The sequence below is a fragment of the Tissierellales bacterium genome, assembly GCA_035301805.1.
Taxonomy (GTDB): Bacteria; Bacillota; Clostridia; order Tissierellales; family DATGTQ01; genus DATGTQ01.
Window position 1 is genome coordinate 1 of record DATGTQ010000188.1, and the last position, 12424, is coordinate 12424.

17 protein-coding genes are annotated in these 12424 nt (G+C 28.3%); 5 read left to right on the forward strand and 12 right to left on the reverse strand.

Translation table 11 applies throughout. From position 1 onward, the window contains the following. The 6 genes from hslO to VK071_09440 form a co-directional block, all read right to left on the reverse strand. On the reverse strand, positions 1-812 hold an 812-nt coding region (gene hslO, locus VK071_09415; protein HLR35522.1), incomplete at its 3' end, for an Hsp33 family molecular chaperone HslO. Positions 813-881: 69 nt separating this feature from the next. Then, entirely contained in the window at positions 882-1082 is a 201-nt protein-coding gene (locus tag VK071_09420) for a cold-shock protein (protein HLR35523.1), read from the reverse strand. Between the two features lie 133 nt (positions 1083-1215). Next, on the reverse strand, positions 1216-1956 hold the full coding sequence (locus VK071_09425; GenBank protein HLR35524.1) for a class I SAM-dependent methyltransferase: 741 nt from the start codon (positions 1954-1956) through the stop codon (positions 1216-1218). Between the two features lie 5 nt (positions 1957-1961). Continuing rightward, positions 1962-2702, reverse strand: coding sequence for an NAD-dependent deacylase (locus VK071_09430; GenBank protein ID HLR35525.1), 741 nt, complete (start codon positions 2700-2702; stop codon positions 1962-1964). Positions 2703-2718: 16 nt separating this feature from the next. After that, a complete protein-coding gene (locus tag VK071_09435; GenBank protein HLR35526.1) occupies positions 2719-2919 on the reverse strand; it encodes a small, acid-soluble spore protein, alpha/beta type in 201 nt (66 codons plus the stop codon). Positions 2920-2967: 48 nt separating this feature from the next. Further along, on the reverse strand, positions 2968-3972 hold the full coding sequence (locus VK071_09440; protein HLR35527.1) for a type II CAAX endopeptidase family protein: 1005 nt from the start codon (positions 3970-3972) through the stop codon (positions 2968-2970). A 142-nt stretch (positions 3973-4114) separates the two neighbouring features. Between VK071_09440 and VK071_09445 the strand changes: the two genes are divergently transcribed. The 3 genes from VK071_09445 to dapB are packed head-to-tail and all read left to right on the forward strand — an operon-like array spanning position 4115 to position 6774. Next, entirely contained in the window at positions 4115-5098 is a 984-nt protein-coding gene (locus tag VK071_09445) for an aspartate-semialdehyde dehydrogenase (protein HLR35528.1), read from the forward strand. Positions 5099-5120: 22 nt separating this feature from the next. Further along, on the forward strand, positions 5121-6008 hold the full coding sequence (dapA, locus tag VK071_09450; protein ID HLR35529.1) for a 4-hydroxy-tetrahydrodipicolinate synthase: 888 nt from the start codon (positions 5121-5123) through the stop codon (positions 6006-6008). Between the two features lie 4 nt (positions 6009-6012). Beyond that, positions 6013-6774, forward strand: a complete 762-nt coding sequence (gene dapB, locus VK071_09455; GenBank protein HLR35530.1) for a 4-hydroxy-tetrahydrodipicolinate reductase — start codon at positions 6013-6015, stop codon at positions 6772-6774. Positions 6775-6809: 35 nt separating this feature from the next. On the opposite strand, the gene hpt is transcribed toward dapB, so the two are convergent. The 4 genes from hpt to pdaB all read right to left on the reverse strand — a co-directional run bounded on the left by hpt (position 6810) and on the right by pdaB (position 10198). Continuing rightward, the gene (hpt, locus tag VK071_09460) at positions 6810-7337 is read right to left on the reverse strand and encodes a hypoxanthine phosphoribosyltransferase (protein HLR35531.1); all 528 of its coding nucleotides are present in this window, start codon (positions 7335-7337) and stop codon (positions 6810-6812) included. Positions 7338-7494: 157 nt separating this feature from the next. Beyond that, a complete protein-coding gene (locus tag VK071_09465; protein ID HLR35532.1) occupies positions 7495-8175 on the reverse strand; it encodes a single-stranded DNA-binding protein in 681 nt (226 codons plus the stop codon). A gap of 135 nt (positions 8176-8310) precedes the next feature. Continuing rightward, complete coding sequence (locus VK071_09470; GenBank protein HLR35533.1) at positions 8311-9384, reverse strand: Mur ligase family protein; 1074 nt, start codon at positions 9382-9384, stop codon at positions 8311-8313. 34 nt (positions 9385-9418) lie between these two features. After that, the gene (gene pdaB / locus VK071_09475) at positions 9419-10198 is read right to left on the reverse strand and encodes a polysaccharide deacetylase family sporulation protein PdaB (protein ID HLR35534.1); all 780 of its coding nucleotides are present in this window, start codon (positions 10196-10198) and stop codon (positions 9419-9421) included. Between the two features lie 181 nt (positions 10199-10379). Between pdaB and VK071_09480 the strand changes: the two genes are divergently transcribed. Both VK071_09480 and VK071_09485 read left to right on the forward strand, forming a co-directional pair. Then, a complete protein-coding gene (locus tag VK071_09480; protein ID HLR35535.1) occupies positions 10380-10586 on the forward strand; it encodes an alpha/beta-type small acid-soluble spore protein in 207 nt (68 codons plus the stop codon). Positions 10587-10681: 95 nt separating this feature from the next. Continuing rightward, a complete protein-coding gene (locus VK071_09485) occupies positions 10682-11218 on the forward strand; it encodes a DUF4364 family protein (protein HLR35536.1) in 537 nt (178 codons plus the stop codon). On the opposite strand, the gene VK071_09490 is transcribed toward VK071_09485, so the two are convergent. After that, entirely contained in the window at positions 11219-12112 is an 894-nt protein-coding gene (locus VK071_09490; GenBank protein HLR35537.1) for a hypothetical protein, read from the reverse strand. 73 nt (positions 12113-12185) lie between these two features. Next, positions 12186-12407, reverse strand: a complete 222-nt coding sequence (locus VK071_09495) for a hypothetical protein (GenBank protein HLR35538.1) — start codon at positions 12405-12407, stop codon at positions 12186-12188. Positions 12408-12424: the final 17 nt, after the last annotated feature.

A 12424-nucleotide genomic window follows, 5' to 3' on the forward strand; every position in this document is an offset into this window, starting at 1 on the left:
TCCGCACCACCATCTTCTTTTATTATATCTTCTATCTCTTTTTTACCTAGGCTAACTAAAGCCTTTTCTACTCTTTCTTTACTACAATCACATTCATAATATATATGATGTTTTTCTAATATTTCCATATTAAAATCTCCGAAGACTTCATCTATTATTTTTTCCGGAGTATAGCCATTATCTATCATGGTAGAAATAGGTTTAGATTTCTTTATATTTTTTTCTATCCTATCTATGTCTTCCCCTGATACTTCAGGAAGTAATTGAAGTATATAGCCCCCAGCAGCTTTTACCGATAAGTCTACATCTACCAAAACACCTAGACTGACAACAGATGGTTGTTGTTCTGAATTTGCAAAATAGTATGTTAAATCTTCAGCTATTTCTCCTGATATAAGATTTGATTGCCCTATATAAGGTTCTTTTAATCCTAAATCCCTTATGACAGTCAATATTCCATCTTTCCCTACTACTCCACCTACATCTAATTTTCCCTTAGATTTTGATGGTAAATCTGCCACCGGATTGTCAACATATCCTTTAACTTTTCCTAAACTATTAGACACAGTTACTATTTTTCCTAAAGGGCCGTTTCCTTTTATTTGTAAAGTTAAAGTATCTTCATCACCTTTCATCATTAACCCCATTATACTTGATGCAGTTAATGTTCTACCTAAAGCTGCAGTAGCACTAGCGGAAGTATTGTGAGTTTTTCTTGCTTCTTCTACTATATTAGTACTAGAGGCTACTAATAACCTAATAGTACCTTTCTCATCTATTGCTCTAACTATATAATCTTCCAGCTTTAACACCTCTTCCTTTAAATATTTAAAGCCCCTTTACAGGGGCTTATTTGCTACCGTTAAAAACTAAGTAACTGTTTATAGTTTTGTAACATTTGTAGCTTGAGGACCTTTGTCTCCTTCAACAATTTCAAATTCAACTTCTTGTCCTTCTTCTAGAGTCTTAAATCCATCTCCTTCAATTGCGGAATAATGTACGAATACATCTTCCCCTTCTTCTGTGGATATAAATCCATAACCTTTAGTAGCGTTGAACCACTTAACATTACCTTTAACCATTTAAAACATTCCTCCAATACAACTAATTTAAATAGATGCTTCTCATCTACTTTCAATTTAGTTTATCATAAACAACATACTCTGTCAATTATTATTACCTAGATTAAGATAAATATTCCCCTAAAATAAGCTATTATTTATGTGCAATAAAATGTATCCTTTCAGATTTATCCCTAGGTTTATTAAATGTAAAATCCTCATAACATACAATATCATTGAAATTAGCCTCTTTTAATAGCTCCCTAACCTCTAAAATTGTATAGGCTCTCTCTACATGTTCTTCATCAAATCTAATGTATTTATTATCTTTATTCTTTATAAAAAAGGTTAAATAAAAATTGGATAAATTCTTTTCTTCATCAAATTCATTTTGCCAAGCGTAAAATAGATTATCATTTTCATCTACAAAAGTATTGTTGCCTATTATATTTTTTAATTTATAGTATGAATTAATATCAAATATGAATATTCCTTTATCATTTAAATGATTATGAACATTTACAAAAGTTTTATATAAGTCATTCTTGTTAGTAATATAATTTACACTATCACAGATACTTAAAACTGCATCAAATTTTTCATAAATATTGAAATCTACCATGTTTTGCGAAAGTACATTTACATTTTTAAATTTAAATAATTTATTGTAAGCTATAGCTAGCATATCCGAAGATACATCAAAACAGGTTACATTATAACCATTCTTACAAAGATAATATGTTAAATTGCCTGTACCACAAGCCATTTCCAATATAGTCTTAGGCTTTTTATTAAAACGGGAAAAAATTTCTTCAGTATATTCAAACCATTCTTCATAATTTACATCTTGCATTAACTCATCATAGTAATTTGCAAATAGTTTATAGGTTTCCATGTTAGTTACTCCTTTAACTCTTCTAATATAGCTTGTAGAGTCTCTCCAGCACCGCCTTTTATAATTAAATCTGCAAAAGAGTCCATCGAAGTATCCCCTTGATTTATTAATATTAAATTTTTAGCCCTCTGTGGTAGATAACTAACTGGTGCTACCGCTAAGCTTGAACCAACAACTATTAATAAATCACTTGTGCTTACCTCTTCCCATGCAATAGTAAAAGCTTCAGGAAGCATGTCCCCAAAAAAAATAACGTCAGGTCTTAAGGTTCCACCACATTTATCACACTTAGGTGGGATCTCTCCATTGTCAACCTTTTTGGTTAATACTCCTATTTCCACAGTATTGCTACAGTTTAAACAACTTCCTTTTCTTGTATTTCCATGAACCTCAAGAACATACTTTGAACCAGCTTCAATGTGAAGATTATCAATGTTCTGAGTTATAATCCCTTTTATATAACCTAGTTCCTCCATTTCCCCTAAAGCATAATGTCCATCATTGGGTTTAGCCTTTGTCATATCTAGTAACATTTTAAAACCTTCATTATAAAACTTTCCAGGGTCATCATATAAAACCGTAGTTGACAGAGCTTCCATAGGATCTACATTCTCCCACAAACCAGTATCAGGGCTTCTAAAATCCGGTATTCCACTTTCTGTAGATATACCAGCTCCTGTTAACACCATAGTTTTTGACGATGTTTTTATCATAGTACTAGCCTTTTTAATTAAATCTTTTGCCACTAAAATACCCCCTATTTTATTCTTCTTTAGCTTTTTTCATTTCTCTCTTTCTAACAGTCATAAGACCGCCAATTTTTCCAGATTCTTTTGCCGTTAACCCTCCCCATCCTACTTTATTTATTTTATCTATAAGATTTAACTCTTCTGCAATTTCATATTTTAATTTATCTTCTAAAGTTTCTATTTTTTCCTTCTTATTCTTCTTTTTCTTGGACATTTTAAACCTCCTTCTTTTTAGTATTCCAGAGGTTTTAAAATTTATTCTTTAAAGTGTAAAAATCATATAGTTATAAAAGATATATATTCCCATTACTATAATAATAGGTATATATGAATATGCTGGAGTTTTCCATTGATTCTCTATATAATCCCCATTATAATTCACATCATAATATTCACCATAATTTACATTGTTTTCTACGCCCTCATATATATAATCCCTACTACTTTCATCCATTTCTCTATCTTCAGGCAAAGATCTTAAGATAGTTAAAGCTATTGCCCCTAGGGCCAACACAATTATACCTAATATAATTATTCCAATAATAAAATATTGATTCATATCAACTGCCATTGGATTTTCTGACATATCCATATTCTCCATTATATCCATACTATTATTTGCGAAATAACTTATTATCATTGAGATACTATTATTAACTGTGTGCCCAATCATTGCAGGATAAATTGAATTAGTTTTATATACCATTATTCCAAAAACTATACCTAGTAAAAATGGGCCTATAAAATTTTGTAAATTGAAATGAAATATTCCAAATAAAAAAGCTGAATAAAGAATAGCCTTCTTTTTTCCTAATTTATCATAGACGGACATGATTAATCCCCTAAACATGAATTCCTCACAAATCCCAGGAGACAAAGCTATTACAAATAAACTTATCCATAATTCACTTGGCGTATTTGGCAAAGGTATTGATGGGGTTTTAAGTTCTACAAAGAGACCAATTAGAAGTAAAACTAGGTAGTTAATAAAAATACCAAGTGGATATGCAAATATAACTATTAGACCACTCAAGAATCCTTGTCTTGGAGAAATTTTATTTAATTTAAAAGTTTCCCTGATATCGTACCCTTTAATTCTTGTATATATAAGACTTGTTAAATACACCAATATGTAAGAAGTAATAAGGGAACCGATTAAAATATTTTTACTCATAATAAATCCACCTAGCGTCAACAATACAAGCCCCATAAGCAGATAAAATAAATTAACTTGAAAAATACTATTTTTATCTTCTCTAATTTCCATAAATACCTCCTATAATTTCCTTTTTTATATTGTATCTTTTTTTATGGTTTTAAGCAAATATCAAATTTCTTATGACAAAATACTATATAATAGTATACTATATAATAATAGTATATGAAAAATTTATAATAGGGGTGATAAAGTGAAAAAAGTAAATGTGGCAGTTATAGGTGCTACTGGTATGGTAGGAATGACAATCTTGAAAGTAATGGAAGAAAGGGGTTTCCCAGTTAATAACCTATACTTATTTGCCTCTAGCAAATCTAAGGGAAAAAAGGTAGTTTTCAAAAATGAAGAATATACTGTAGAAGAATTGAATAAAGATTGTTTTTGCAGGGATATTGACATTGCTTTATTTTCAGCTGGAGGTGGTATAAGTAAGAAATATGCACCTATTGCCAAAGAAAAAGGGATAATTGTTGTAGACAATAGTAGTGCTTGGCGAATGGATGATACTGTACCTTTAATAGTTCCAGAGGTAAACGCTTCATCTATTAAAAATCACAAAAATATTATTGCCAATCCAAATTGTTCAACTATCCAAAGTGTAATACCCTTAAAACCTCTCGAAGATAATTTTGGTATAAAGAGAGTTGTTTTTTCAACTTACCAAGCTGTTTCAGGTTCTGGGATTGGTGGCCTTACGGATTTAGAAAAAGGTATAAAAGGTGAAAATGGTGAACTTTATCCATATCCTATTGCATATAATTGTTTACCTCATATTGACTCTTTTATAGAAAATGGATATACAAAAGAAGAAATGAAAATGATTTTAGAAACTCAAAAAATTCTTAACAACCAAAATATAAAAATTACTGCTACTACAGTTAGAGTTCCTGTTAAATATGGTCATTGTGTTTCAGTTAATGTAGAATTAAAGAAAGATTTTAAATTAGATGAAATTCGTAAATCCTTAGAAGAACAAGAAGGTGTTATAATATTAGATAATATCTCTAAAAATCTATATCCAACTGCTTTAGATGTAGAAGGTAAAGACAAAGTATATGTAGGTAGAATAAGAAGAGACTTTAGTGTAGATAATGGTTTAAACCTATGGATAGTAGCCGATAACATTAGAAAAGGGGCTGCTACCAATACTGTACAAATTGCTGAATTATTAATTTAAATATAAAGAGGGAGGCTTGGACATGAGTTTATTTAAAGGTTCTGGTGTAGCTATAGTTACACCTTTTAAAAATGATGAAATTGATTATGATAAATTAGAGGAATTAATCGAATGGCATATTGAAGAAAAAACTGATTCTATTATAATTTGTGGTACTACTGGAGAATCAGCTACTATGACTGATGAAGAGCGTAAAAAGGCTATAAAGTTTACTGTTGATACTGTAAACAAACGTATACCTGTAATAGCCGGTACTGGTTCAAATAATACAAAATATTCAGTAGAACTAAGTCAATATGCGGAAAATATAGGTGCTGATGGTCTATTAGTAGTTACTCCTTATTATAATAAAGCTACAGAAAAAGGTTTAATTGAACACTATGAAGCAATAGCAAATAATGTAAACATACCTATAATAGTATATAATGTTCCCGGAAGAACTGGAGTAAACATATTACCAAAGACTATATATGAATTATCAAAACATCCAAATATAAGGGGTGTTAAAGAAGCTAGCGGAAACATTGCCCAAGTCGTTGAAATTGCACGATTATGCAAAGACAATTTTTATATTTACTCCGGCAACGATGATATGATAGTTCCTTTATTATCAGTAGGTGGCGTAGGTGTTATATCTGTCGTAGCCAATATTCTTCCAAGAGATACCCATGATATGGTTTTTGCATATCTTGAAGGGAACTTAGAAAAATCAAGAAAATTACAATTAGACATGAAACCATTAATTGATGCATTATTTATAGAAGTTAATCCAATACCAGTAAAAGAGGCTATGAATTTATTAGGAATGGAAGTAGGCCCTACAAGATTACCTTTAACCTCAATGGCTGAAGATACTAAAGAAACTTTAAAAAACGAAATGAAAAACTACGGTCTTAATATAAGGGGGTAGAATAATGCTAAAAGTCGGTATTAATGGGTATTTAGGAGCTATGGGCCAGGTAATTGCAAAGGAAATAAAAGAAAATAAAGAAATGTCTTTAGTAGTAGGAATTGATAAGAAAGCTATTGAAAATGACAAAAATAACATTAAAGTATATGATAATATTTCAGATATTAAAGAAGAATTAGATGTAATAATAGATTTTTCCCATCCTAGTTCTCTAGAGCCAATATTAAAATTTGCTAGTGAAAATAACATAGCCTTGGTCATTGGTACCACAGGACTAGAGAATGAACATATAGAGAAAATAAAAGCTGCATCAGATAAGATAGCTATATTTTATTCCGCCAATATGTCTTTAGGTGTAAATTTACTACTTTCTCTAGTAAAGAAGTCTGCTAATCTTCTTGGGGATAGTTTTGATATTGAAATAATAGAAAAACATCATAATAAAAAAATTGATGCACCTAGTGGTACTGCCTATATGATTGCAGATTCAATTAATGAAACTTTGAATAACTCTAAAAATTACGTTTATAATAGACATGATAAATCATTAAAAAGAGAGAAAAATGAAATCGGTATTCATTCAATACGGGGTGGCACAGTTGTAGGAGAGCATACTGCTATTTTTGCAGGACCAGACGAAGTAATAGAAATAACTCATAGTGCTGCATCTAAAAAAATCTTTGCACAAGGTGCCCTTAAAGCTGCAAAATTTATTATTAATAAAGACAATGGATTATTTAATATGGATGACTTAATAAACAATTAAAATAATCCCAGCAATAGATATTGCTGGGATTATTTCTATTCATCATAAGTAAAAATATAAGGAATATTTCTATAATGATTGCCATAATTTAATCCATATCCAACAATGAAAACGTCTGGTATAGCAAAGCCTGCATAGTCAGGTTTAATATCAACCCTCCTTCTACTAGGTTTATCTAACATAACACAAGTTTTTATTGAATTAGGATTATATTTTATAAAATGTTCAACTACATATCTCATTGTAAATCCAGAATCCATTATATCGTCTACTATTAATATATCCTTTCCTGTAACTTTAGTTCTAAAATCATTTATAATATCTACTACTCCTGAAGTTTCCTCATCACTTCCATAACTAGACGTAGTCATAAAATCTATTTCAACTGGTACATTAATTTCCCTAACTAAATCTGCTGCAAATATAAAGCTACCTCGTAATAATGATATAACTATAAGTTCTTTACCTTTATAATTCTTTGATATTTCTTTTCCTAACTCCTCTACTCTAACTTTAATTTCATCACTATTAAATAATATTTTCTCTTTTTTACTGTTTTTCATTTGTTCCTCCCCCTTGCTCGTCTTTAGTTTTTTAGTTTTTTTAGTTTTTTGTAATTACATTTAAACATTATTGTAATACTAATTAATTTTTTAACTTTTCTCTTACAATAGTGCTTTCACCCTATTTTTAACCTTTGCCTATACTCTACCCTCATTTTTACTTTATTTCTTGGCTGCTGTCTTTATCTCTTCTATTATTATCATTTTCTATATGTTGAAGTTTAGATATGGAGACCTCGTAAGCAACTCTGGATTCCACTTCTCCATCGGACAATTTTTTTTGATATTTCCTACTTTGAATTCTTCCCCATAATCTTATATGATCTCCAACTAATAATTTTTCACAAAATCTTGCATTTCTTCCCCAAGCAATAGTAGGTATATAGTCTGATTTATTATAGGGTCTATTAACAGCTATTAGTAAATCTGTTATTTCTCTACCAAAAGGTGTTGTCCTGTAAATAGGTGGTTTACATATATAGCCATCAAGATAAATTTCATTAGGTTTTTTTAACAATTCCTCTAATTCTATTTCTTGTGGCAAATATATGTCTCTAGCAAATATTGTTAAAACTAATTTGTTGGAATTCTCAATATAACGATTATAAGATCTTAACTGCCCCTTAATTACGACATAATCACCAGGCTTTATGTCTAAGTTTACAAGTAATCGTTCAGAAATAGTTACTGGCAAAATATCAATAGAATCACTTAGCCTAGGTACTTCTAAAGAAAAACGATAAAATCCTTCCCCATACATTTCATGAGTAAACTCCTTCTCTGTGGTGACCTTCCCCACTAGTGTAACTGTATTTGTATCTATAACCTTATCTACCATTAAGATTCACTCCCTATTCTTATGTATTTTATTAACTTATATTTATACTTATTCAGTACTAATATACTTTATGAATCTAATAGGGATAATACTAACGACTTAATGATATGAATAGATCTTATAATAAAAAACCAGCTAAAATTTATTAGCTAGTTCCAAATTTATAATTTCCTTAGCTTTATTTAAGTTTTCTCCACCCACTAGAAGTAATATATCATTTTTATTTAATAATTCTATACCTTTCCCTATGGACAATTTTAAATCATAATAGATAGAAAAATCAACACCTTTTTTTTCTAACATAATTTTTATATTATCCTCTATTAATTTATTCTGATTATCCATATGAAATAATAATGTATTTACTCCTAAAATAGGAAGCCAACTTATTATAACATCAATGTTTTCCTTAATAGAAACAATTCCTTCATCTATTTCAATCCCCCAAAAAATAATAAGTTCTTTATATTTTAAATTTTGTATAGTTTCAAAAGTTAAATTAAGAGCCAAAGAATCTTTACAATAATTATCAATGATTAAATAATCAGCTTCATATATTTTTTCGTATTCTCTTCCAGAACTTCTTATATTCTTTAATGCTGCATTTATAATGTTTATTTTTATATTATAACATATACTACCTATAATTGCTGCTAAAGCATAATAAATATTCCATTTACCTATTAAATCGAGAGTTATAGGTATTTCAAAGGGTTCAATTTCATCACCATTTAAAGTCAATAGTTGTCTTTGTAGGCAAAAGTTAAAATTTATAGAATTAGTTATCTGAAAACTAGAGGCTGTAACTGTAGATTTTTTATTAAATCCATAAGTAACTATTAAAGCATCATTGTTATTCTCTATTAAATTAATACTTTTTTCTTCATCAGTGTTTAAAATTACAAATTTTTTAGTTCTTTTAAAAAGTTTTTGTATAGCCAATTTATTATAATCTTCATCTTCTAAGAAGGTGTGTATTAGTACTTGAAAATTCAAATTTAAACTTAATAATCCTTCTGCTATTAAAGGAGTAATCTCTATTAATCCGATATTTTTATCATTCTTCTTAAAAAATATAATATTACCTTGTTTATTTTCATAAATAGTTGCATAACCATCCTTTAACATAATCTCTTTCAACATGATAAAAGCCATATTTTCTTCTTTACTAGTCACCACACCTATAAAACTCATTTTTTGTAAATTCATTTTTTCCCTTTTCTCCTTCGTTTTTAATTAACAGTTAATCGTCTTTTTTTCCTTTAATTTGTCTGCCTGTGTGATCCATATGGTAATCATCTTTATGTATGAGTTCTGAAACTGGAACTATTTCATAACCTTCACTTTGAAGTCTTTCAATAACTACTGGTAAATATTCATCTATATACTTTGCATTATTATGAAATAAGACAATAGAACCTTCTTGTACATTTCTAGTAACTCTATCTATTACAGATTGAGCCCCTAATTCCTTCCAGTCTAAAGAGTCAACATCCCACTGAATTACATAATAATTGTTTTCCTCACATGTTTTTATTACCTTATCATTATAATCACCAAAAGGTGGCCTAAATAGTATTGGTTCTTCTCCAGTTATTTCTTTTATTAAATCCCCAGTTTCATTTAACTCCTTAGCCATCTGCTCTTCAGATAACTTTGTCATATAGGGATGATTTGTAGAATGGTTACCTACTTCATGACCTTTGTCATGAATCTCTTTTACTAAGTCCTCATGTTTTTCGGCCCAGAATCCTACTAAGAAAAAAGTGCTTTTTACCTCATACTTATCTAAAACTTCTAATATATCGTTGGTATAATCTGTTCCCCAAGCAGCATCAAAGCTAATAGCAACTTTCTTATCATCTCTATCTACACTGTATATAGGAAGTTCTTTCCCTTGAGAAAAAACTTCTACTATATCTATATGATTTCTAAAACTAGTATAAATTATTGACATAACTAAAAGTCCAATAACTATGAATATTCTAAAGATTATATGACTTTGTGATTTTATTTTGCCCAATTCCTCGCCTCCTAATAAAACTTTTTACGTTATTATAATTTATTCCAATTCATAAGAAATATTACTTTCTTTCATCATCTAGTCTTTTATTTTACTTATTTTACTAGGATATATAATCTTAAAAAGGTTATATTATAATTGCAACATAAAATATGATCCTTTTTAAAAGGAGGTTCCAATAATGGCTAATAACAATAATAGAATATTGGTTCCAGAAGCAAGAGAAGCTTTAAATCAAATGAAATTAGAAATAGCAAATGAATTAGGTTTATCTAATTATGATGATATAGATAAAGGAAATTTAACTTCTAGAGAAAATGGATATGTAGGCGGGCTAATGGTAAAAAAATTAGTTGAGCAAGGACAAAATGAGATTTCTAATAAATAGTTTGGTAAAATAGAGAAGTGAAATTTCACTTCTCTATTTTTTATGGTATAATTTATTTAAATACAATCTAATATTAACTAAAGAAGGTGTTATTTGTGTTTATAGATAATACAGAAGAATTAGCACAAAATAAAATGCTTTTGCTTTACATAATTGATAAATCTAGTATTCCACTAACTAACAGTCAAATATCAGAATTTGTTTTGGAGAATAATTATATGAATTATTTTTTAATCCAACAATTCTTAAGTGAATTAGTTGAATCTAAGTTCATTGAATTTTCCGATTTAGAAAAACAGGAAACCTATTCCATACTCCAAAAAGGTGAACTAACTTTAAAATATTTTGAAGATAGAATTCCTAAAAGTATAAAAGAAGATATTGATAATACCTTGAAATTAAAAGAACTAGAATTTAAAAAAGAAGCCCAGGTAATAGGTGATTATTTCAAAAAAAATAACAATGAATATATAGTTAACCTAAAATTAATAGAAAACGGTACAAGTTTATTTAATCTATGTTTAAATGTTGTCTCTAAAGAACAAGCGAAAATGATCTGCAAGGAATGGAAAGAAAACCCTGATATAATTTATCAAGATATTTTCAACATATTACTTAAAAATAATATATAGTCATATAAAAATTAAATCGTTCGGTTCTAAGCCAACTTTTATATTTTTTATTACCTTTTCCTCTTTATGGTTTACTACAGATACTAAGTTATTATATATATTGGCTATATATAAAATATTGTTCCCATTATATAAAATTTTATTTGGCATTCCACCAATGTGAATTTTACCTATTACCTTGTACTTACTTATGTCAAATTTATATAAAAAACCACTTTCTATTTCTGAAAGAAAAACCAAGTTTTTATTTTTTAATTTTATCATATAATTAAAAATTCCTTTTAGATCTAAAGTTTTAATAATCTTATAATTCTTTAAATCTAAAATTGATATATTACTACTATTATAAAAACCATTGTTTTGAATAGACAATATATATATAAATTCTTTTTCCAATTGAATTTTAACAGGGTTTGATTTTAATCTAATTCTTTCTACCTTATTTTTCTCTAAATCTATTACCTCAATACTACACCCATTACTATTTGCTACATAAATCTTACCTGTTTCTTGATCTATTTCTATATCATTAGGTTTTTCTCCAACGGAAATATTTTCAATTAACTTGAAAGGATATTCATTAATTACTGATATTGAGTTTGAATCACTATTGGATATTAGTATCAAATCATTATATGCTTTTATACAAGTCGGACATTTCCCTACTAAAACTAAATCCTCTACCTTTTTCTGAGATAAATTTATTTTGAATACAGAATTACTGTAAGAATTAGTTGTGTAAATCTTGTCCATTTTATGATTTGCATACACACCATAAGGTCCAATGAGAAAATAGTCTAAATAAATATGGTCAGTCTTATAATTATTTTTAATATCTATTATAGATAAAGAATTCTGACCTGTATTAGCTACAACTATCTTTTCTTTTCTCATTAAAAAATCACCTCCACCTATGTATATATATCAATTTATGTTGAAACATAGATTAAGGTGATTAAAATTTCTTTTATTTCTTTAATATCTTTCTAATTAATTCTCCTTCATCCATTTTAATACTTCTATTTTTTATTTCTATAATCATGTTATTGACTTCCATTGCAATCTTCCAATATTCATTCATATTTTCTGATTCTAAATAATTTTTCATCTTATCTATCTCTATATCAACAGTATCTACTAGTTCAACATCGTCCATTTCCTTATATAAACATAAATCTTTATTATTCATAACATACCTCCCTTCAA